Genomic DNA, 20,240 nt, shown 5'->3' on the forward strand with positions numbered 1-20,240 from the left:
CCATGCATCCAGCCTTCTCGGTCGTCTTCTTCACCACCGCCGCCGGCGCCGGCTACGGCCTGCTGGCGCTGCTCGGCGTGCTGGCGCCACTTGGCGTCATCGCACCCGATTTCTGGCTGGGCTTCATCGGCATGGGACTGGCGCTCGGGCTGATCACCGCCGGCCTGTTGTCCTCGACCGGACATCTCGGCCGCCCCGAACGCGCCTGGCGTGCGTTCTCGCAATGGCGCAGTTCCTGGCTGTCGCGCGAAGGCGTCGCCTCGGTCGCCACCTTCGTCCCGGCCGGACTGTTCGGCATTGGCTGGGTCATTCTTGGCCGCACCGATGGCTGGGTCGCCGCCGCCGGACTTCTGGCAACGATCGGCGCCGTCATCACCGTCTGCATGACCGGCATGATCTATGCCTCGCTGAAACCCATCGCTCAGTGGCACAGCCCTTACACCTTGCCCGGCTATCTCATTTTCTCGGCTATGAGCGGCAGTGTGCTTCTGGCCGCGCTATGCCAAGGCTTTGCCGTCGGTTCCAAAATGCTTCTGGCAGCCTGCGTACTGCTGACCCTGCTCGGTTGGGCCTGGAAGCTTGCGACCTGGCGGTACAACGACCAATTGGAAATCCCCACCAACGCCAACACCGCAACCGGGCTTGCCGGGGGGACGGTTAGATCGCTGGAATGGCCGCATACCGAGGAAAATTATTTGCTCAAGGAAATGGGTTTTCGCATCGCGCGCAAGCACAGCGCAAAGCTGCGGCGGATCACCCAGCTCCTGGGTTTCGCGCTGCCCGCCTTGCTGCTGATTACGGCCTTCGCCTTGCCGTCACCTTTCGCGGCGCTCGCATCGGTGTTCGCCGCGGTCGCACAGTTTGTCGGCATGCTGGTCGAACGTTGGCTGTTCTTCGCCGAAGCGAAGCACACGGTCACTCTCTACTACGGGAAATAGCGGCTTCAGCCGGGTCGCAGCATCGAGCCTGAAATCGCAAAGATGCGGTCCGTGCCGAGCATATACGCCATCAGCGATTCCAGGCGGAACAGGCCGGCATAGGCGCGGTCGAGCACGTTGAGTGAGCCGGTATAGGCGCCGAAGGCGGGCATGATCATGCGGCCGCCATCGCCGGCGAAGCAGCGCCGCCGCACCGAACGGCCCTGCTGGACGATGCGGGCGCAGGGATGGAGATGGCCCGATATCTCGCCCTCGACGCGCAGCTTCGACGGCTCGTGCCGGAACAGCAACGAGCCGATGGCGAGTTCGCGCACCGTATCGCCCGGCAGGTCGGCCGGCGCCTCCGGGTCATGGTTGCCGGCCACCCAGAACCAGTCGCGGCCCGCCATCAGCGCCTCCAGCCGTTCGCGGAAACTTCGATGCATGCGCTCGGCGCCGCCGCCATCATGGAAGGAATCGCCCAGGCTGATGACGATTGCCGGCTGGTAGTCTGAGATGACGGCCTGCAATCGCAGCAAGGTCGCGCCGGTGTCATAGGGCGGGAGCAGCATGCCGCGCCTTGCCAGCGATGAGCCTTTTTCCAGATGCAGATCGGAAACGGCCAGAAGCTTGAGCTCGGGAAAGTAGAGCACGCCGCGCGGATCGCAGACCGCACGTTCGCCGGCGATGCCGACCAGATCGGCGTCGGCGATCAACGATGCACGCGCCAGCGAAAAATTCATTCCTCAGCCATCTCCGGCCCCATGGCTTCCTCAACCAGCGTGGCCGCATCCATCAGCAGCGTTTCATCGGCTTCGCCGTGCACCGGCATCTTGCCGATCTCGAGCATGATCGGCACGGCGAGCGGCGATATCTGTTCGAGGTTCTTATGCATGATTCGACCTTGAATGCGCGAGAGCATGTCCGCAAGTCTGCTGACATCGAGCAGGCCCGCCGCCGCGTCCGCGCGCGTCGCCTGGAGCAATATGTGATCCGGCTCATGGCTGCGCAGGACGTCATAAATAAGGTCTGTCGAGACAGTCACCTGACGGCCACTCTTCTCCTTGCCGGGATGACGCTTTTCGATCAGCCCTGAAATCAGCGCGCAATTGCGAAAAGTGCGCTTGAGAAGCCAGCTGTCTGCCAGCCAGGCCTCGAGATCGTCGCCAAGCATGTCCTCATCGAAAAGCGCGCCGAGCGAGGGTTTTCCGGCTTTGAACATCGCCCCCATGTCGCCCAGCGACCAAATGGCCAAGGCATAGTCGGTGGCGACGAAGCCAAGCGGCCTGGCGCCCGTCCTGTCCAGACGGCGGGTAAGCAGCATGCCGAGCGTCTGGTGGGCCAGCCTGCCCTCGAAGGGGTAGGCGACCAGATAGTGGCGGTTGCCGCGCGGAAAGGTCTCGATCAGCAGGTCATCGCGTTTGGGCAGCACCGATTTGTCGACCTGGAAGCGCAGCCAGTCGGCCACCTGCTCGGGCAGTTTCTTCCACCGCTGCGGATCGTCCAGCATGGCGCGGACCTGTTCGGCGAGATAGGTCGAAAGCGGGAACTTGCCGCCGCCATAGTAAGGCACCTTCGCATCGCTGCCGGGCGCGTTCGAGACGAAGCACTCATTCTCGCGAATGCCTTCGAAGCGAAGAACTTTGCCGGCGAACATGAAGGTGTCGCCATGCGTCAGCGTCTCGAGGAAAGCCTCCTCGATCTTGCCTAAAACCCTGCCGCCGCGCGACACGGAACCCTTGCTGCCGGCCTGGACATAACGCACGTTGAGCGCCGGCACCTCGATGATAGTGCCGACGTTCAGCCTGTATTGCTGGGCCACGCGCGGATTGGATACCCGCCACAATCCCTCCTTGTTGAGGCGGATGCGGGCGTATCGCTCATAGCTCTTCAAGGCGTAGCCACCCGTGGCGACGAAATCGACGACGCGGTCGAATGTCGGCCGATCGAGGCCGGCATAGGGGGCCGCCGACCGCACCTCCTCGTAAAGATCATCCGCGCGGAACGGTGCGCCGCAGGCGCAGCCAAGGACATGTTGCGCCAGCACGTCGAGCCCGCCATCGACCAGTGGAGGCGTATCCTGCGCGCCGAGATAGTTGGCGTCCAGCGCTGCCCGGCATTCGAGCACCTCGAAGCGGTTGGCCGGGATGAGGATGGCTTTGGACGGTTCGTCCATGCGGTGGTTGGCGCGGCCGATGCGCTGTGCCAGCCGGCTCGCTCCTTTCGGTGCGCCGACATGCACGACGAGGTCGACGTCGCCCCAGTCGATGCCGAGGTCGAGCGTCGAGGTGGCGACGATGGCGCGCAGCGCATTGTCGCCCATCGCCTTCTCGACCCGCCGCCGCTGCGCGACATCGAGCGATCCGTGATGCAGCGCGATCGGCAAGGTATCTTCGTTGACGCGCCACAATTCCTGGAACAGCAACTCCGCCTGGCTGCGCGTATTGACGAACAGCAGGGTCGTCTTGTGGCGCTTGATCTCGCGGTAGATCTCGGGCGTCGCGTAGCGGGCCGAATGTCCGGCCCAGGGCACGCGCTCCTCCGAATCCAAGATGGATATTTCGGGCTTTGCGCCGCCGGTAACGACGATCAGTTCGGCCATTTCGGGACTTGCCGTATTTTTGGGCGGATTCTGGCCGACCAGCCAGCGGCGCAATTCGTCCGGTTCGGCCACAGTGGCGGACAGTCCAATGGTCTGAAGCTCGGGCATGAACTGGCGCAGGCGCGCCAGACCAAGCGCCAGGAGATGACCCCGCTTCGAAATCACCAGCGAATGCAACTCGTCGAGCACGACATAGCGCAGGTCTTCGAAGAAACGCCTGGCATCGGGTGCCGCGATCAGCAGCGCAAGCTGCTCGGGCGTGGTGAGCAGGATGTCGGGCGGCACCAGCTTCTGCCGCTGGCGCTTGTGCGCCGGCGTGTCGCCGGTGCGGGTCTCGATGGTGAGGGAGAGCCCGATCTCTTCCACCGGTTTGCCGAGGTTGCGCTCGATGTCGACAGCCAGCGCCTTCAGCGGCGAGATGTAGAGCGTGTGGATGCCGCGGCGGGCCTGTCCCGGTTTTCGCCTGGCCCTGACGGCCAGTTCGGTCAGCGAAGGCAGGAACCCGGCCAGCGTCTTGCCGGCGCCGGTCGGTGCAATCAGCAGCACCGACTGCCCTGCTTGAGCCCTCGCCAGCAATTCGATCTGGTGGGCGCGCGGCGACCAGCCTTTCTCGCCAAACCATCTCAGGAATGGCTCGGGCAGGACAACGGCGGCATTCTGGACGGCAAGGCGCGGCTTCTCTGTCACGCGTCAGAGGTAGCGCGACGGCGTGCGAACGCCAAGAACAATCGGAACAAAAGGTGATCGAGCAGTTTTTCTCTCCCCCGGAAGAAGGGAGGATCGGCGCTATGGCCGCCGGAACTCCGTCGGCCCGCCGTAGAGATAGCCGATGCGGGCGACGGCTTCCTTCAGACCTTCGCGCGATACCAGCATGGTGTGGCCGTTGGCGTGGATCATGGTCTCGGCATCGGTCATGATGGCGACATGGCCTTTCCAGAAAACGAGATCGCCGCGGCGCAGGCCGGAATAATCGGGGCCCGGATCGAGCGGCTCGCCGATGCTCTGCGCCTGCATGTCGGAATCGCGCAGGACATCGGCGCCGGCCATGCGCATCGCCAGTTGCACGAGGCCGGAGCAATCGATGCCGAAGCCGGAGACACCGCCCCAGAGATAAGGGGTGCCAAGGAACGTCTCGGCCACCGAAACATAGTCGGCGGCCACATTACTGAGCGGCCGCAGGTGACCCGCTATGATTGCCTCACCGGAGGGCAGGACGGCATAGTGGGTGCCGCGCGTTTCGGCGGACCCGGTCACCGTGACGGTGGACCCCATCGACAGCTGTCCCGCGATCCGAAGGCGCAGATCCGGGCCGGGATAGAGGAAAGTTCGGGGCACGGAGACGATATGGGTGAGCGCATGATCCCGCCCGCCCAACATGGCGTCGGCGACATAGCCGACATAACCGTCCCGTTCGGCCTGGATCCAGGCCCAGCCCTCTCTGTCCTCGAAAACGAGCACGTCATCGCCGAATAGCGCTTGCGTGTTGACACCAGCGTCTGGACGCGGAGCCTTGCGGATATCGGCAACTGGGATCGAAATCCGCGCCGGCCGGCCGGCGACAAAGCGGTCGGCAGCGACCTCTCCTTTCAATCTCGCATCGGCAAGATCGGGCCGAAAGGCGTGGAGGCGGGCATCCCTGGCGGTCAAATCAGTCATCCATTGAAGCGGCTGGTCGTCAGATGGGCAGCTCTTGTGCCTTGGCGATGATACCATCGCCGAAGCGCTCGACAAAGAGGGCGCCCTCGACCGTGCGCTTGATCAGCACGTTGCGCTTGTCGAGCTCGTCACGATGGCGCGACACCAGTTTGAGCGCGCCCATCGTGTCGAGCGCCCTGGTGATGACCGGCTTGGTGACGTTGAGACGGGCCGCCAGCCCGCGCACCGTGTGCGGCGGCGGATCGAGATAGATGGTGAACAGGATAGCCGTCTGGCGCATGGTGAGGTCGGGCGCGTCGTCGCGCACCTGCGACAGCATCACTTGCTGCCACAATCGCAAGGCCTGGCTCGGGCGCATCGAAATCGACATCGCACGAGAATGACGGCAAATTGTTTCGGTTCCGTTTCAGTTTCGGCAATCTGCCGGCCCTGAAAGTCGCCGCCACATCAGCCAAAACGCTTCGAGATGACGTGCTCCAGTGCCCGGATGCCTTGCGCCTCGCCGCCGGCAGGTCCGTGCGGACGATCGGCGGGGTTCCAGGCGAAGATGTCGAAATGCGCCCAGCTTGCCGTCTTCTCGACAAAACGCTTGAGGAACAGCGCCGCGGTGATCGAACCGGCGAACCCATCCGTGGTGACATTGTTGATGTCGGCGATCTTCGACGACAGCTTCACGTCATAGGGCCGCCACAGCGGCATGCGCCACAGCGGATCCTCGACCGCCAGCGAGGCTGTCGTCAGTTCCGAGGCTAGTGCCTCGTCGCTGGTGTAGAAGGGCGGCAGGTCCGGACCTAGCGCGACACGAGCAGCCCCGGTGAGCGTCGCCATGTCGACAAGCAATTGCGGCTCCTCCTCGTCGGCCAGCGCCAGCGCATCACCCAGAACCAGTCTTCCCTCGGCATCGGTGTTGCCAATCTCGACTGACATGCCCTTGCGGCTCGCCAACACGTCGCCAGGCCTGAAGGCGTTGCCGGCGATCGAATTCTCGACGGCCGGGATCAGCACGCGCAGCCGCACGTTCAATCCGGAGGCCATGATCATCGAGGCCAGACCCAGCACATTGGCGGCGCCCCCCATGTCCTTCTTCATCAACAGCATGCCGGACGACGGCTTGATATCGAGGCCGCCAGTGTCGAAACAGACGCCCTTGCCGACCAGCGTCACTTTCGGCGCGCTCCTTGGCCCCCAGCCCATGCCGATAAGACGCGGTGCGCTGGACGAAGCCCGGCCGACGGCATGGATCATCGGGAAATTCTGCTTGATGAGATCGTCGCCCTTGATGACCGACACCTCGGCCTTGTGAATTTCGGCCAGGGCTCGAACCGCCTTCTCCAGTTCGTCCGGCCCCATGTCGCTGGTCGGCGTGTTGACAAGATCGCGCGTCAGGAAGACGCCTTCGACGATGCGGCGAACGCGTTTTGCCTCTACGCCGGCCGGCAATTCGAAGCGCAGCGCCTTGCCCGGTTTCTTGCCATAGCGGGTAAAGACATAGCCGCCGAGGGCCAGCGCGATCGCCGCCAGCTCCGGCTCGGCCGGCGCGGAGGTGAAATGCCAGTCGCCCTCCGCCAGGCTTTTCGCCAGCGCGCCGACGGCCAGCGCGCCCTCGCCGTCGCCAATGCCGAACAAGGCACCGCCGAGCGCGCCGTTTTCCGCAGGCACGATGAGCGTCCTGCCCGCTTCGCCGGAGAAGCCGTTGGCCCTGGCCCACGCCACGGCTGATGACGCCAGACCGGCCGTCTCCAGACCGTCCTTAGCCACTAGATGGACAGGAAGCGGGTTGTTCAGCTTGTTCTCGACCAGTTCCACTGACATTCGATGTTCTCCTGCCGACGTCCGTCGATTCGGCGCTTCTTAACTGTCCGTTAGGGTTAACAGAATATTTCTTCGAGAGGGAAGATGGCCACGCAATGGCCACGCGCACGAATGGAGGCCCAGGGTGCCGATGTCGACGAACCGCACGATGAACGCCAGCGGAAAGCGGCTCATCACCACGGCCTTCATGCTCGCCCTTTCCGCAGGCGTTGCCGGCTGCGGAACCGACAAGATCAGCACAGGCTCGATCGGACGCACCAGCGGCAAGCCGCTGGAGACGATGTCGGCGGGAGAACTGCACAATGCGACGGCAGCCCTTGGCCAGTCCTATTCCAGGAATCCCAACGATAAGCGGATAGCGACCAACTTCGCTGCGGCGCTGCAGATGGATGGCGATGCCGACCAGTCGCTTGCCGTGATGCGCAAGCTGGCGATCGCCTATCCCAAGGATCGCGACGTGCTTGCCGCCTACGGCAAGGCGCTGGCCGCCAACGGCCAGTTCGAGGCGGCGCTTGATGCCGTGCGCCGGGCGCAGACGCCGGAATATCCCGACTGGAGGCTGGTGTCGGCGGAAGCGGCCATTCTCGACCAGCTCGGCCAGAAGGACGACGCGCGCCAGCTCTACCGCAAGGCGCTGGAGCTCAAGCCGAACGAACCTTCGGTGCTTTCCAACCTTGGCATGTCCTATGTGCTGGGAGGCGACCTGCGCACCGCCGAAACCTATATGCGCTCGGCCGCAGAGCAGCCGAATGCCGACAGCCGCGTGCGCCAGAACCTGGCGCTGGTCGTCGGCCTGCAGGGCCGCTTCGACGAAGCCGAGAAGATCGCCTCGCAGGAGCTGTCACCTGAACAGGCGCAGGCCAATGTCGCTTATCTCAGGCAGATGCTGGCTCAGCAAAATGCCTGGAGCCAGCTCAAGGACCAGGACAAGGCGAAAGCCGCAACCAACTGAGCGGCACGCGGCCACCGAACCCTGCATAAGAGAACCGCGCTGCGTCAGCCGCGCGGTTTTTCTTTGGATCGGTCAGATTCACCTACTGGCTGCTGGTTTCGTGCGCCTGGCCGAAGATGCCGCGCTGGCTGACCTGGATGCCGGCAGGGCCGAGGATGATGGCGAACAGCACCGGCAGGAAAAACAGGATCATCGGCACGGTGAGCTTGGGCGGCAAGGCGGCGGCCTTCTTCTCGGCAGCGTTCATGCGTTGGTCCCGGCTTTCACCCGCGAGCACGCGCAACGCATGCGCCACAGGGGTGCCGTAACGCTCGGCCTGGACGAGTGCCTGCGACACCGACTTGACGGATTCCAGGCCGGTGCGGCTGGCGAGATTCTCATAGGCCTGCTTGCGCTCCTGCAGATAGGAGAGCTCGGCGTTCGTCAGGATGAATTCTTCCGCAAGGGCCACGGATTGGGCGCCGATCTCGTCGGCGACCTTGCGCAATGCCGCTTCCACCGACATGCCCGACTCGACGCAGATCAGCATCAGGTCAAGCGCGTCCGGCCATGCCATCTGGATCGATTGCTTGCGCTTGGTGGCGCGGTTGTTGACATAGACGACCGGTGCGTAGAAGCCGCCATAGGCAACGAGGACGCAGACGAACAGCCGGATGAACAATGGCTGCTGCGGCAGTCCTCCGAGCACGAATATGTAGATCACGCCCAGTGCGAAGCCGACAAACGGAAGCACGAGGCGGAAGAAGAGAAACCGCGTCAGCGGGTTCTGTCCACGGAAACCGGCAACCTTGAGCTTCTGCAAGGTACCCTCGTCGGCGAGGGCGCGCCGCAGGTCGAGCCTGTCGACGATGTTGCGCATGCCGATCGACTGTTCTTCGCGCAGGCCCTTGCGGCGGCGATCCGCCTCGCTTGCAAGCCGCGCGCGCTGCTTGGCGCGCAATTCGTCGCGTTCCAGCGCGACCGACTTCATGCGCGCCTTGAGCTGGTTTCCGCCAAATGCCGGCAGCAAGGTGAAGACCGTCGCGAACACGGCAATGCCGACCAGCAGCGCGATCAGGAGGCCGGGATCCGTCAGTGATTTGACGACTTGTTCGGTCATGCCGCGGCCCTAGACTTCGAAGTTCATCATCTTGCGCATCACGAAGATGCCGATCGACATCCAGACGGCCGAAACCCCCAGGATCAGGTTACCGATGCTCGTGGTGAACAGCGGCATCAGGTAGTTGGGGCTGGAGAGATAGACGAGAAATGCGACGATGAAAGGCAGCGCGCCGATGATGGCGGCGGACGCCTTGGCTTCCATCGACAGCGCCTGGACCTTGGCCTTCATCTTCTTGCGGTCGCGAAGCACGCGCGAAAGATTGCCCAGCGCCTCGGAGAGATTGCCGCCGGCCTGCGACTGGATCTGAATGACGATGCCGAAAAAGCTCGCCTCGGTGCATGGCATGGTCTCGGGCATACGCAAGGTGGCATCCGGGATCGACAGGCCCATCTGCTGCGAATCGACGATGCGGCGAAACTCGGCCTTGACGGGCTCGGGGGATTCATTGGCGATCAGGCGCACCGCATCGTTCAGCGGCAGGCCGGATTTGACCGCGCGCACGATGATGTCGAGCGCGTTGGGAAATTCGTTGAGGAATGCCTTGACCCGCCGCGCGCGGCGAAATGAGACGAACCAGCGCGGCAGGCCGAGCGCACCGGCCAGCAGCACGCCAGGCAAAACAAAAAGCGGCGCCCCCACCACAAAGGCGATGATCGTCAGGGCTAGGCCGCAAATGGCGGAATAGATGTAGAAGCGTTCGATGGAAACCTTCAGGCCGGCTTGGCGCAGTTGGGCTTTCAGCGGCGGTTTCTTGACCGCGCTGTCCTTGGATTTCTGCTTCTCGTCGAGTTCCTTCAAGGAATCCTGGACCGACTTGCGTCTTTTGGCCGCCTCCGCCACGCGATCGCGCGAGGCCTTGACGACGGAGCGATCCGTCTCCGCGGTCTTGATCGTTTCCAGCCGCTTGCCGGCCTGCTTTTCGTTGCTGATCCGGGTGAACAGGAATGCATAGGCGACCGCGCCGGCGCTGAAGCCGGCGAGCACGACAAACGCCAATACGGTGCCGTCAATTCCAAACATCGACCAGAACCCTTACGCCTGCAGCAGCGTCAGTCAGCGCGTTTCTCCATCGCCTCAAGCGCTATTGCGAGGCGCTGCTCCTCGCCATAGTAACGGGCGCGGTCCCAGAAATGGGGGCGACCGATGCCGGTCGATACATGCTCTCCCAGCAGCCGCCCATTCGCGTCCTCGCCCTTGATGTTGTAGAGGACGATGTCCTGCGTGATGATGACGTCGCCTTCCATTCCGATCACCTCGGTGATGTGAGTGATGCGGCGCGACCCGTCGCGCAGGCGTGCCGCCTGGATAATCACGTCGATGGAGCCGACGACGATTTCGCGCACGGTCTTCTGCGGCAGCGAAAAACCGCCCATTGCGATCATGGATTCGATACGATTCAGGCATTCGCGCGGGCTGTTCGAGTGGATCGTTCCCATCGAGCCGTCATGGCCGGTGTTCATCGCCTGCAGAAGGTCGAACACTTCGGGTCCGCGCACTTCGCCGACGATGATGCGCTCGGGCCGCATGCGCAGGCAGTTCTTGACCAGATCCCGCATCGTCACCTCGCCTTCGCCTTCGAGGTTGGGCGGGCGGGTTTCCAGACGGACAACATGCGGCTGCTGTAGTTGCAGTTCGGCCGAGTCCTCGCAGGTGATGACGCGTTCCTCGCGATCGATGTAGTTGGTCAGGCAGTTGAGCAGCGTCGTCTTGCCCGAGCCGGTGCCGCCGGAGATGACGATGTTGCAGCGAACACGGCCGATGATCTTGAGAACCTCGGCTCCTTGCGGCGAGATGGCGCCGAACTTCACCAGCTGATCGAGCGTCAGCTTGTCCTTCTTGAATTTGCGGATGGTGAGCGCGGTGCCGTCGATGGCGAGCGGCGGCGCGATGACGTTGACGCGGGAGCCGTCGGGAAGACGCGCATCGCAGATCGGGCTGGATTCATCGACGCGGCGGCCGACCTGGCTGACGATGCGCTGGCAGATGTTGAGAAGCTGCTGGTTGTCACGAAAACGAATGCCGGTCTGTTCGACCTTGCCGTTGACTTCGATGTAGACGTTCTTGGAGCCGTTGACCATGATGTCGGCGATGTCGTCGCGGGCGAGCAATGGCTCGAGCGGCCCATAGCCAAGCACGTCGTTGCAGATATCCTCGAGCAGTTCTTCCTGTTCGGCGATCGACATCGCGAAATTCTTGATCGCGATGATGTCGTTGACGATGTCGCGGATTTCCTCGCGCGCGCTTTCGGGATCGAGCTTGGCGAGTTGCGACAGGTCGATCGTGTCGATCAGGGCGGCGAAGACCTGGCTCTTGGTGTCGTAATAGGTTTCGCTCTTTTCGCGCGCCGCCCGCTTCGGCTCCGGAGCTATCGGCGGCGCCTCGACCGCGCGGCGGGCCGGCGGTGCAACAGGAGCGCTCGACGCAGGTGCGGCCGCCGGCCTCGCAAGAACCGCCGTATCGGCCGAATCCGCGACGGCTGGCGCGGTCGGCGCCGGTGCCGGCTGGCGGAATTCCGGCTTGAACCGGTTGCCGTCGTCGCTGCCTCTCTTACCAAACATGATCCACTACCGATTCCACTGAAGAAGCATCATTTCTTGTTGCGCGAAAGCTTGCCGAGCAGATTTCCGAGACCCGCTTTTTTCTTCACCCGGATTTCGCTGCGACCGGTCAGCACATGGGCAATTTCGTTGATCGTGGCGACAACCGGGTTCTTGGCGTCCATTTCACCAAGCATACGTCCGTTGTTGGCGGCATTGCCGAACAGCAGCGGGTCAAAGCCGATGATCGCCATCGCGGCCAGGCCGAGCGGCTCGGCGAAATCGGACGGGGAAATCTCCGGACGTTTGGGCACGCCGGCCTGATTGATGATGAGTTTGGGCGGCGAGTCGTTGGGACGAAGCCGTTTGAGCATGTCGACCAAATTCTTGGTATTGCGCAAATTGGCCAGTTCCGGCGTCGCCGTGATGACGATTTCATCGGCCTTGATCAGGGTGTTCTTGGTCCAACCCGTCCAGACATGGGGAACGTCGAGCACCAGGAGCGGCACGGTGCGCTGCGCGGTGTCGACAAGCTGCGTAAAGGCGTCGGGATCGAAATCATAGACGCGTTCGAGCGTCGAGGGCGCGGCGAGCAGCGAAAGGTGTTCGGCGCACTGGGTCAGCAGCCGGTCGAGATAGACTTCATCGATGCGCTCGGGCGAAAACACCGCTTCGGCGATGCCTTGCGCGGGATCCTGGTCGAAATTGATGTTGGCGGTGCCGAAAGCGAGGTCGAGGTCTGCGACGACCACCTCGGATTTGAACAGGGAGGACATCGCCCAAGCCACGTTATGGGCGATGGTGGAAGAGCCGACGCCACCCTTGGCGCCGACGAAGGCGATCGAGCGGCCGAGCGGCTCGGCTTCCGGATCGACAAAGATCGACGATATGACGCTGACGATGTCGGCCATCGACACCGGCGCGATGACATATTCGGAAATGCCGGAGCGGATGAGCTCGCGATAGAGGCCGACATCGTTGTAGTGGCCGATCACGACCACTTTGGAAGACGGGTCGCAATATTCCGAGAGCTGCGCGAGCTGTTCCAGCAGCTGTTTGGGTTCGCTGCGCGACTCCAGCAGGATCAGGTTCGGCGTCGGCGCCGACTGGTAGAATTCGATGGCCGTGGGGACGCCGCCCATATGGACCTTGAGATGGGCCTTGGTCATGCGGCGGTCCTCGCCGGCGCGCTCGACTGGATTGGCGACACCCTCGGTCTCGCAGAATGCCTGGATCGAGATGCGGGGAACCGGCCGCAGCGCCTGCATCGCGGCGATGTCCTGCGGCGAGGTCTCACCGCCGTCCACGGGGGTGTCATAGGCAAGGTTGCTCATGGTCATCTTTCCGTGACTTCTCTTTTCCTTAGGGCGCGGCTCAGTACGTCACTTCAGAATTGCCGAGGAACTCGTCCGAAATACCCCTGCTGCGGTAGACATCGATCACCGCGCCACGATTTTCCGCGTCGATGGTGGTCTGCTTGCGCGGCCCGATCAGGTCGGCCGGATTGGCCATCTGGGCGGCGAGATTGTTTTGATAGGAGCAGCCGAAATCGGCATAGTGTTTGTTCTCAGACGTCTCCAGCAGGTCATCTGGCCATCGTCCGCATTTGTCGGTCTGGGCCTTCACGGCGATATAGGCGACCCGGATCGGGGCGGATGTCTCGCTCGAGGCAGCCTGATAGGAGACGACCACGATCCGGTTGCGCTTGACGCCCGCGGCAATCGCGAGCCGGGCGAAATCGCGCGCAGCGGCGGCGGCGGCGATCTCGTTGGCCGAGCCGCTCGGAACCTGGATCGTCAGCGTCGGGGCAGCACTCTTGTCATAGCCGTCGAGGAAACCCAGGAGCGTATCGCGCTGCGAGCCGGTCATGCCGCGGTCACCTGCACCGACAGGTAGATCTATCTTTTGGTTCTTCTCGGCGATCACGATCGGATGGTTGGTGCGGTAGTCGTCTGGAATGGCGCCGACGGTGACACTGTCGCGCTGGGCGCAGCCGGCCAGCAATGCCGCCACCGCCACCGCCAGGGCAGGAATGGCGCGCCGGAGAATTCGCGAACGGCCGGAGCGCGTGGTCATGGCGATGGTCCTTGCCTGCAATGCTGACTGAGACATGTCCGCTTCCCCGTTCACTTGTAGATGAAGCCGACGACGCCGTGATAACGGCCGCTGGGCTTGTCCGTCTGCATTGTGCCGTAGACACGATTGACTCGGCCCAGGAACATACCGGCGCCATCGCTGGCGGCGTTGAAATTGTCGTCAGGTTTGGCGAGGTCGTTTCGTGCCACCGGTTTCACCAGATAGGGCGTGATGATGATCACCAGTTCGGTCTCGTTGCGCACGAAGTCTCTGCTTCGGAACAGTGTGCCGAGCACCGGGATCTTTGTCAGCCCGGGCAGGCCGGCGACAGCCTGCCTGACGTCATCGCGGACGAGGCCGGCGATCATCATCGAACCACCTGACGGCAATTCGACGGTCGTGTCGGCAAGTCTCTTGCGGATAGACAACAACGTGGTTCCGGGCAACCTGCCTGCAGCTTCCAGCGTGGTGGCGCCTTCGGCAGTAGGCTCCGACACGGACGTCCGGACCTTGAGGCTGATCCGACCGGCCGACAGCACAACCGGCTGAAACTCCAGGCCGATGCCGTATTCGAGTTTGTCGTTGGTGTATGTGACCTGCCCTGTCTTGTTCTCGTCTGAAACATTGTTCGTACGGCTGGTGATGAGATTGAACTCGCCACCGACCCTGAATGTCGCCTTCTCACCCGACACGGCGGTGAGGGTCGGCTCCGCCAGCGTCTTCATGACGCCACCTTGCTCCATTGCGTTTAGATACGCCTGAAGCGCCGAGGTGCCGATCGAAGCTCCCGAGAATTGCGAGAGCGGTTTCCCAAGCCCGTATGCCGGGGTGCTCATCGCGTCATAGCTGATGCCGTTGCTACCGCCGCTGCCCACCATGTTGACGCCAAGCTGCTTCATCACGGAGCGGCTGACTTCGGCGACCGTCACCTTGAGCGTGACCTGGTCGTCGCCGATGATCTGCAAAAGATTGACGATTTTCGAGACGCGGCGTTCCTGGTCCGGATTGTTGATGTCGACACCACTCTGGGCCGAGCCGCCGGCCGCGGTCTGCGAATATTGTCCCGTCGTCGCTTCACCGCCCGAGACGAAGATCGTCGCCAGGTCGACGGCGCGTTTGGCGTCCAGCGGCGTGTCGACGGTTCCCGTCAGGACGACGTTGTCGTTCAGCAGTTCGACCTTGATGGACGATGTCGGGATGAAGCGCTTGATATAATCCTCCAGGCCTGCGACGTCGCGTTCGACGGCCAGATCGAGGCTGACGATCTGTTCGCCATTCGGCCCGAACACAAAGATGTTGGTCTCGCCAACCGCCTTGCCGAACAGGTAGATGCGCCTCGCGGTGCGGGTCACCGCATCGGCGACGGTCGGATTGGCGACAAGAATGTCGTAGGCATCACTCGGCAGGTCGATGACCACCGACTTGTTGAGGCCGAGCTTGACGCGCTGGGTGGCCGCCGAAGCCGAAACCTGTGCACTCTTGGCCTCGACAACGCTCTGCACGTTTGTCCCAATGAGCAGCAGGCCGAAAGCCGCTGCCATGATCGCCGGCAGTTTACCGCTTAGCCTCATTTCCTTGCCCCCACTTCGGAAACTTCGCCCGACTTGATCAGCCTGACCGTTCCCTTGCGGCCATTGCCGGAAACGAGATAGTCGGCCTCATCCAAATTCTTTTCCTGGGTGTCCGTGATCGCGCGCAGCGCGAGCGTCAGGCGATCCGCCATCTGCTGGGCGACGGTGATGATCTCCGCCTGCTTGGGCGTCAGTTCCAGCGTGGCGGTCTGGCCCACCCTGGTCTTCTTGCCTTCCTCGTCCTCCTGGATGGTCTGGTCGATCGCCAGGACGCGGATGTTCTTGAGGATGGTTTCGGTGTTGAAGCCGGAGCCGCCGCTGTTGGCATCGGCCCGGCGGGTCATAATGACGTCGACGAAATCATTCGGAAGGATGAAGCCGCCGGCAGAGGTGTCGGCCGATATCGTCGTGGCGACCGCCCGCATGCCGGAGGGCAGGATCGACGACATGAAGCTTTGCCCCTCGCCGATCAGCTTGGAACGCCGCACCGGCTCGCCCGCGTACATCGGCACACGGGCTATGGACCCCTTCAGTTTCTCCAGGGCGTCGGGAGCAGTGGCCTTGGTGATGAAATTGGCGTTGATGCCGTCGGCCGGCCAGGATTGCCAGGCAATGTTGTTCTCGAGCTGGCTGCCCATGGTGACATCACCCGACAGGACAAGCACGTCCTGCAATGCCACGGCGGGAGCCGCTGGACCGGACTCGACGATCTGCGGTGGCGGCGCGGCGACCATGTTCTTCGCGACATAGCCAGCACCACCCGCCGCGGCGACCGCCACGCTCAGAATAATCAATCGGGATGCTGGCATCTGTCCGAACCCTCGCCTTGGCAAACCACCTAGCCAGGCCGGACTTTGCAGCGGCAATCCTCAAAACAAGGTTAATGTAATGCTTACGATCGTGATTAATTTAAGGTTTACATAAATTAGCTGTATTGCGCAGCCACGGACAAACAGCCAGCCCCGCTCCGCGGAGCCAGCCGCAACACAGCCAAGGAATGATCGGTAAGGTCAGGCCGCCAGCCTGGCCAGCGCCCAGACCATCAGGGGCGAATCCGGGTAGGTCAGCAATCCGCCCAAACCGAGCGCGATGCCGTAGGGAACCCCGGTCGTCTCGTCCGCGAAGTGACGCAGGAACGGATTGCGGCCGGTAAAAACCGCAAGCGGCGACTTCCGGTAGACGAGAATGGCAAGCGTCAGCAAGCCGCCTATGAAGGTCGAGACCACGAGATACTCGACGAGCTGGATGTTGAGTCCCATCCACACGGCGGTCGCGGCCAGCAGCTTGGCATCACCGCCGCCCATGCCGCCCATTGCAAAGAGGCCGAACGTTGCGGCAAGAACCAGCGCGCCGGCGGCGAAATGCCAGCCATAGGCCGCCCATTCCATGCCGGTCAGCGGCGCAACCAGCGCGAAGACGACGACGAGCAGCACCGGCACGCGATTGGCGATCGTCATCGACAGCATGTCGGAGATCGCGGCGAACAGCATGCAGAACGGGAAGACGACGAAGATCAGGGCTTCAAGCATCGGCGCTATGCCTATTATCGGATTAAGCCGCACTCAATCTAAGCATGTTCGATTAACGATTGATGAGGCCCAGGGCAAAAAGACATTGAATAGAACAAGGGCCGCCAGGTGGCGGCCCTTGTCCAGAACGCAATCCGAGCGCTCAATATACTTGACGTCGTTCAGGGCGTCGGGACGTTGTTCAGGGACGTTCCGATAGCTTCGAACTTGGCGTTGATGGCGTTGCCAAGCGCGCCGGCGCCGACGATGATGGCGAGCGCGATGAGGGCGGCGATCAGACCATATTCGATAGCGGTCGCGCCGGATTCGTCCTTTACGAAACGTGCAATGAGATTAGACATTCGAGAGCTCCTACTCCACGTGTTACAGCACTTCCGTCAACTTCTGTGATGGTTGATCGGATGCTGCCAATCTAGGGAGAAGCTCTTTCGATCGACTTAATAAACAGCCTTACCGATTCCTTTCCCGGTTGGAACATATTGCGTGGTTAACTATGGGCTAAGCGCCGGCCGAGGCGCAATTCCCAGGCAAGCAGCCGCAAAAGAAACAGCTCCGCGGCGCGTAGGACGATCGCGGCATATGGCGCCCGGGCCTGCTTAACCGTTGGTTCACCAATCTCGTTCATGTTCCGTTGAACAGTCCGCCCGCCTGGAGCGCGTCAATGGCCGAGCCGAAATCGTCGATCCTGATTGCCGTGCTTCTTGCCGCCGTGAGCTTTGTCATGCCCGCCAGGGCCGACACCGGCATCGAGGTCACCATGAACCAGGCCAAGATCGTCAAACTGTCGCGCCCCGCCGACACGATCGTGGTCGGCAACCCGGCAATCGCCGACGCGTCCGTGCAGGACGCCTCGACGATCGTGCTGACTGGCAAGGGCTTCGGCGTCACCAACCTCGTCGTCCTCGACCAGGATGGCAGCCCGATCATCGATGAACAGATCACCGTCGTGCGGCAGGCGGCCTCGTCGGTGCGCATCTACCGGCGCGCTGAAGTTCAGACCATGTCCTGCACGCCCTATTGCGAAAGCTCCTACAAGAGCGAAGCCGAAAAATCCTCAGAAGCCGAGATGAGCGTCAGCCGGTAGGCACGCGGTCCAGGTTAGCGGGTGGTTAAGGCGCCCGCGGCGACTTTAACGATCATTCAAACCGGACTTCAACTGGTTTGCACTAGTACACCTGCCGAGACCGTCTGGGGATGGGCAGGATCAGAGCATGAGCATCGAATTCGTCTCGACAAGCGACCGCAAGGCAAGACGGGCACGGCTTTTCGCACGCTTCGCCGGCGACCGCCGCGGCAGTACGGCACTGGAATTCGCGCTGCTCGCATTGCCGTTCGCGGTTCTTGTCTTCGCCATCCTGGAAAGCTGCATCTCATTTGCCGGCCAGGAAGTTATGGCCAACATCACCGACGACATCGCGCGCAAATTGCGCACCGGGCAGTTGAGACCGGCCGACGTCGCCGGGGACAAGTTGAAGACCATGATCTGCGACAAACTGAAGATCATCGTCTCGCAGGATTGCCCAAATCAGCTGGACGTGGACCTTCGCGCATATACCACGTTCGCCGACGCGGCCACGGCCAGCTTCAAGATCGAGAATGGCGAGATCATCTTGATGCAAGGCGCCAACTCGCAGCCCTTCGCGACCACGCCGGGCCTGGCAGAATCGAAGAACATGCTGCGGGTCTTCTACAAATGGCCCGTCATGACCGATCTTCTGGCTCAGTCGATGGGCGGTAACAAGACACTGCATTTTGCATCGGTGACCTGGCAGAACGAGCCATTCGACAACTGAGTTCGCGGCGAAAGCAAAGCCAAGAAAAAGGGACGGGCATGATGCGTGCGGGGGCACATCCAGGAATTGCAGGACGCTGGGGGAAGTGGGTCGGTTTCATACGCGATCGCCGCGGCATCGCGGCGGTCGAGTTCGCTCTCATCGTGCCAATCCTGCTGATCATGTATTTCATCACCATGGAGGCCTCTCAGGCCATCGAGACCAGCAAGAAGGTCAGCCGCATCGGCAGCATGGTCGCGGATCTGGTCACGCAGCAGCCGACCATCGTCAAGGCGGATCTGGATGCCATCATGAAGATCGGCACCTCCACCTTGCAGCCGTACAATCGCTCGAAGCCGGATATCACCATCACGGCAATACAGGTCACAACCGACACGCCGCCCAGGGTGAACGTGGTGTGGTCGCGCAAGGTGGTCAATGGTGCTTACAGTATCGGCACCGCCCTGCCCGCAACCACTACGGTTCCGGCAACGCTCAGGGTCGCAGGCACCTTTCTCATTCGTGTCGAAAGCAAACTTGGTTACAAACCGATCATCACCTGGTCCGCAGACAGCTCACAGACGGCCGGATTGACGACGGTCTTCAACAACATATCGATGGGCGAGACCTATTATCTGCGTCCGCGCAGAAGCCTGACGATCCCTTGCGGCGACTGCTGACGACCCTATCGCCGCACGCCACCGTCCGACACCAGACGCACGATGGCGTGCGCCATCTCGTAATCCTTGGGAACCACGGTGGCGAAACCGCCGGAATGCCTCGATTCCAGCAGGTCGTAGATGTCGGGCGTCGTCGATTTGAGATTGGTCAGGAAAACTGCCAACCGGCGCTTGGCTTCCGGGTCGAGATCGCTGCGCACCGCATGGGGACCGTATCTCAGCAAGCCCGACGTCCATGCGACTTGAAGGGCGGTCGCCGAAAGCCCGGCGGCTTCGAGCCTTGCCTGCGTGCCCGATAGTCTTGGCTCGCCGTCGGCCGCCGCCGTCGCCCAGCCGAACAAGGCATCGGCCTGGCCATCGACCAGCATTCCTTCCGCGGCCGAGGCGGAACCGGCGTGAACCAGAAACGATGCGTCCTCTGCGATCTTGACGTGCTCGGCAGCCAGTCCGGCCAATGGCAAAAGAGAACCAATGCTGTCCGCCGGCGGCATGGCGATCCGGTGGGTTTCCATCGCGGCCAGGCTGGGCACCTTGCCATCCTTCGTCAGCAGCACGGCGCGGATGCCGACCGCGCCATCGGAATCGACCGGAGCCACGAGCGGTTCGACGCACTCGCAGCGTCTTGACGCCGTTGCATAGGCGGTCGCCGAGTAGACGGCATATTCGATGCGGGCATTGGCCTGCGCATCGATCAGCGCGGCATAGTCACGGGCAACGACGAACTCCACCTTCATGCCCAGCGCGTTGGTAAAGGCCTCGGTCAACCGCGCCAGGCCTGGAACGGAGTTACCTGCGCCGGGTTCGGCGACGATGCCGATGCGAAACGTGCCGATATCGTCACGCCAGTCGGCGTGCGCCGAGCCGGACCAGACCGCGCCTTGCGCGATCATGAGAGCGGCGCATGTCTTCAGGGCAGCTTTCATGGGAGACCCAGTCCTGCGATCCGTCAATGAATTGGTTCCGGACTATCGCGCCGAGCGGTTGCCGTTTGGTTTCCGAATTGCCAATGCCGCCGTGGAACCCTATGTCTGGGT

General features: G+C 62.5%; 20 protein-coding genes. 5 read left to right on the forward strand and 15 right to left on the reverse strand.

Translation table 11 applies throughout. From position 1 onward, the window contains the following. Positions 1 to 2: 2 nt before the first annotated feature. A complete protein-coding gene (locus FJ986_RS08975) occupies positions 3 to 938 on the forward strand; it encodes a DmsC/YnfH family molybdoenzyme membrane anchor subunit (protein ID WP_140523919.1) in 936 nt (311 codons plus the stop codon). Between the two features lie 5 nt (positions 939 to 943). On the opposite strand, the gene pdeM is transcribed toward FJ986_RS08975, so the two are convergent. The 5 genes from pdeM to FJ986_RS09000 all read right to left on the reverse strand — a co-directional run bounded on the left by pdeM (position 944) and on the right by FJ986_RS09000 (position 6,987). Then, positions 944 to 1,660, reverse strand: coding sequence for a ligase-associated DNA damage response endonuclease PdeM (pdeM, locus tag FJ986_RS08980; RefSeq protein ID WP_140496693.1), 717 nt, complete (start codon positions 1,658 to 1,660; stop codon positions 944 to 946). Next, entirely contained in the window at positions 1,657 to 4,206 is a 2,550-nt protein-coding gene (locus FJ986_RS08985; RefSeq protein WP_140674030.1) for a ligase-associated DNA damage response DEXH box helicase, read from the reverse strand. The genes pdeM and FJ986_RS08985 overlap by 4 nt, the downstream gene beginning before the upstream one ends. Positions 4,207 to 4,305: 99 nt before the next feature. Beyond that, the gene (locus FJ986_RS08990; RefSeq protein WP_140674032.1) at positions 4,306 to 5,175 is read right to left on the reverse strand and encodes an NlpC/P60 family protein; all 870 of its coding nucleotides are present in this window, start codon (positions 5,173 to 5,175) and stop codon (positions 4,306 to 4,308) included. Positions 5,176 to 5,194: 19 nt separating this feature from the next. Then, positions 5,195 to 5,545: a MarR family winged helix-turn-helix transcriptional regulator gene (locus FJ986_RS08995; protein WP_140513216.1), complete on the reverse strand. Its 351-nt coding sequence runs from the start codon at positions 5,543 to 5,545 to the stop codon at positions 5,195 to 5,197. 77 nt (positions 5,546 to 5,622) lie between these two features. After that, positions 5,623 to 6,987, reverse strand: coding sequence for a leucyl aminopeptidase family protein (locus FJ986_RS09000; RefSeq protein WP_140674034.1), 1,365 nt, complete (start codon positions 6,985 to 6,987; stop codon positions 5,623 to 5,625). Positions 6,988 to 7,117: 130 nt separating this feature from the next. On the opposite strand from FJ986_RS09000, the gene FJ986_RS09005 reads away from it, so the two are divergent. After that, positions 7,118 to 7,939, forward strand: coding sequence for a tetratricopeptide repeat protein (locus tag FJ986_RS09005; protein ID WP_140560881.1), 822 nt, complete (start codon positions 7,118 to 7,120; stop codon positions 7,937 to 7,939). A gap of 82 nt (positions 7,940 to 8,021) precedes the next feature. Here FJ986_RS09005 and FJ986_RS09010 read toward each other — a convergent pair whose 3' ends face one another. The 9 genes from FJ986_RS09010 to FJ986_RS09050 form a co-directional block, all read right to left on the reverse strand. After that, the gene (locus FJ986_RS09010) at positions 8,022 to 9,038 is read right to left on the reverse strand and encodes a type II secretion system F family protein (RefSeq protein ID WP_140496706.1); all 1,017 of its coding nucleotides are present in this window, start codon (positions 9,036 to 9,038) and stop codon (positions 8,022 to 8,024) included. A gap of 9 nt (positions 9,039 to 9,047) precedes the next feature. After that, on the reverse strand, positions 9,048 to 10,061 hold the full coding sequence (locus FJ986_RS09015) for a type II secretion system F family protein (RefSeq protein WP_140496708.1): 1,014 nt from the start codon (positions 10,059 to 10,061) through the stop codon (positions 9,048 to 9,050). 29 nt (positions 10,062 to 10,090) lie between these two features. Further along, positions 10,091 to 11,599, reverse strand: coding sequence for a CpaF family protein (locus FJ986_RS09020; protein WP_140496710.1), 1,509 nt, complete (start codon positions 11,597 to 11,599; stop codon positions 10,091 to 10,093). Positions 11,600 to 11,628: 29 nt separating this feature from the next. Then, complete coding sequence (locus FJ986_RS09025) at positions 11,629 to 12,918, reverse strand: CpaE family protein (RefSeq protein WP_140513212.1); 1,290 nt, start codon at positions 12,916 to 12,918, stop codon at positions 11,629 to 11,631. Between the two features lie 34 nt (positions 12,919 to 12,952). Beyond that, the gene (locus FJ986_RS09030; protein WP_140674036.1) at positions 12,953 to 13,690 is read right to left on the reverse strand and encodes a CpaD family pilus assembly protein; all 738 of its coding nucleotides are present in this window, start codon (positions 13,688 to 13,690) and stop codon (positions 12,953 to 12,955) included. Positions 13,691 to 13,704: 14 nt separating this feature from the next. After that, a complete protein-coding gene (locus tag FJ986_RS09035; protein WP_140513208.1) occupies positions 13,705 to 15,225 on the reverse strand; it encodes a type II and III secretion system protein family protein in 1,521 nt (506 codons plus the stop codon). Then, a complete protein-coding gene (gene cpaB / locus FJ986_RS09040) occupies positions 15,222 to 16,034 on the reverse strand; it encodes a Flp pilus assembly protein CpaB (protein ID WP_140513206.1) in 813 nt (270 codons plus the stop codon). The genes FJ986_RS09035 and cpaB overlap by 4 nt, the downstream gene beginning before the upstream one ends. 201 nt (positions 16,035 to 16,235) lie before the next feature. After that, a complete protein-coding gene (locus tag FJ986_RS09045; protein ID WP_140513204.1) occupies positions 16,236 to 16,754 on the reverse strand; it encodes a prepilin peptidase in 519 nt (172 codons plus the stop codon). A gap of 161 nt (positions 16,755 to 16,915) precedes the next feature. Continuing rightward, complete coding sequence (locus FJ986_RS09050; protein WP_140496730.1) at positions 16,916 to 17,095, reverse strand: Flp family type IVb pilin; 180 nt, start codon at positions 17,093 to 17,095, stop codon at positions 16,916 to 16,918. Positions 17,096 to 17,415: 320 nt separating this feature from the next. Between FJ986_RS09050 and FJ986_RS09055 the strand changes: the two genes are divergently transcribed. The 3 genes from FJ986_RS09055 to FJ986_RS09065 all read left to right on the forward strand — a co-directional run bounded on the left by FJ986_RS09055 (position 17,416) and on the right by FJ986_RS09065 (position 19,206). Beyond that, complete coding sequence (locus FJ986_RS09055; protein ID WP_140496732.1) at positions 17,416 to 17,838, forward strand: pilus assembly protein N-terminal domain-containing protein; 423 nt, start codon at positions 17,416 to 17,418, stop codon at positions 17,836 to 17,838. A 127-nt stretch (positions 17,839 to 17,965) separates the two neighbouring features. After that, positions 17,966 to 18,547, forward strand: a complete 582-nt coding sequence (locus FJ986_RS09060) for a TadE/TadG family type IV pilus assembly protein (RefSeq protein WP_140513202.1) — start codon at positions 17,966 to 17,968, stop codon at positions 18,545 to 18,547. Between the two features lie 38 nt (positions 18,548 to 18,585). Then, complete coding sequence (locus tag FJ986_RS09065; protein WP_140496736.1) at positions 18,586 to 19,206, forward strand: TadE/TadG family type IV pilus assembly protein; 621 nt, start codon at positions 18,586 to 18,588, stop codon at positions 19,204 to 19,206. 5 nt (positions 19,207 to 19,211) lie between these two features. Here the strand turns inward: FJ986_RS09065 and FJ986_RS09070 are convergent, their stop codons facing one another. Further along, the gene (locus tag FJ986_RS09070; protein WP_140674038.1) at positions 19,212 to 20,129 is read right to left on the reverse strand and encodes a PhnD/SsuA/transferrin family substrate-binding protein; all 918 of its coding nucleotides are present in this window, start codon (positions 20,127 to 20,129) and stop codon (positions 19,212 to 19,214) included. Between the last annotated feature and the right edge of the window lie 111 nt (positions 20,130 to 20,240).

The organism is Mesorhizobium sp. B1-1-1 (genome assembly GCF_006442955.1).
Taxonomy (GTDB): domain Bacteria; phylum Pseudomonadota; class Alphaproteobacteria; order Rhizobiales; family Rhizobiaceae; genus Mesorhizobium.

Bases quoted from the DNA above. Each gene is read 5' to 3' on its own strand.
- FJ986_RS08975 (WP_140523919.1), top strand. From the start codon at position 3: ATGCATCCAGCCTTCTCGGTCGTCTTCTTCACCACCGCCGCCGGCGCC.
- pdeM (WP_140496693.1), bottom strand. From the start codon at position 1,660: ATGAATTTTTCGCTGGCGCGTGCATCGTTGATCGCCGACGCCGATCTG.
- FJ986_RS08990 (WP_140674032.1), bottom strand. From the start codon at position 5,175: ATGACTGATTTGACCGCCAGGGATGCCCGCCTCCACGCCTTTCGGCCC.
- FJ986_RS08995 (WP_140513216.1), bottom strand. From the start codon at position 5,545: ATGTCGATTTCGATGCGCCCGAGCCAGGCCTTGCGATTGTGGCAGCAA.
- FJ986_RS09000 (WP_140674034.1), bottom strand. From the start codon at position 6,987: ATGTCAGTGGAACTGGTCGAGAACAAGCTGAACAACCCGCTTCCTGTC.
- FJ986_RS09005 (WP_140560881.1), top strand. From the start codon at position 7,118: ATGTCGACGAACCGCACGATGAACGCCAGCGGAAAGCGGCTCATCACC.
- FJ986_RS09010 (WP_140496706.1), bottom strand. From the start codon at position 9,038: ATGACCGAACAAGTCGTCAAATCACTGACGGATCCCGGCCTCCTGATC.
- FJ986_RS09015 (WP_140496708.1), bottom strand. From the start codon at position 10,061: ATGTTTGGAATTGACGGCACCGTATTGGCGTTTGTCGTGCTCGCCGGC.
- FJ986_RS09020 (WP_140496710.1), bottom strand. From the start codon at position 11,599: ATGTTTGGTAAGAGAGGCAGCGACGACGGCAACCGGTTCAAGCCGGAA.
- FJ986_RS09025 (WP_140513212.1), bottom strand. From the start codon at position 12,918: ATGACCATGAGCAACCTTGCCTATGACACCCCCGTGGACGGCGGTGAG.
- FJ986_RS09030 (WP_140674036.1), bottom strand. From the start codon at position 13,690: ATGTCTCAGTCAGCATTGCAGGCAAGGACCATCGCCATGACCACGCGC.
- FJ986_RS09035 (WP_140513208.1), bottom strand. From the start codon at position 15,225: ATGAGGCTAAGCGGTAAACTGCCGGCGATCATGGCAGCGGCTTTCGGC.
- cpaB (WP_140513206.1), bottom strand. From the start codon at position 16,034: ATGCCAGCATCCCGATTGATTATTCTGAGCGTGGCGGTCGCCGCGGCG.
- FJ986_RS09045 (WP_140513204.1), bottom strand. From the start codon at position 16,754: ATGCTTGAAGCCCTGATCTTCGTCGTCTTCCCGTTCTGCATGCTGTTC.
- FJ986_RS09050 (WP_140496730.1), bottom strand. From the start codon at position 17,095: ATGTCTAATCTCATTGCACGTTTCGTAAAGGACGAATCCGGCGCGACC.
- FJ986_RS09055 (WP_140496732.1), top strand. From the start codon at position 17,416: ATGGCCGAGCCGAAATCGTCGATCCTGATTGCCGTGCTTCTTGCCGCC.
- FJ986_RS09060 (WP_140513202.1), top strand. From the start codon at position 17,966: ATGAGCATCGAATTCGTCTCGACAAGCGACCGCAAGGCAAGACGGGCA.
- FJ986_RS09065 (WP_140496736.1), top strand. From the start codon at position 18,586: ATGATGCGTGCGGGGGCACATCCAGGAATTGCAGGACGCTGGGGGAAG.
- FJ986_RS09070 (WP_140674038.1), bottom strand. From the start codon at position 20,129: ATGAAAGCTGCCCTGAAGACATGCGCCGCTCTCATGATCGCGCAAGGC.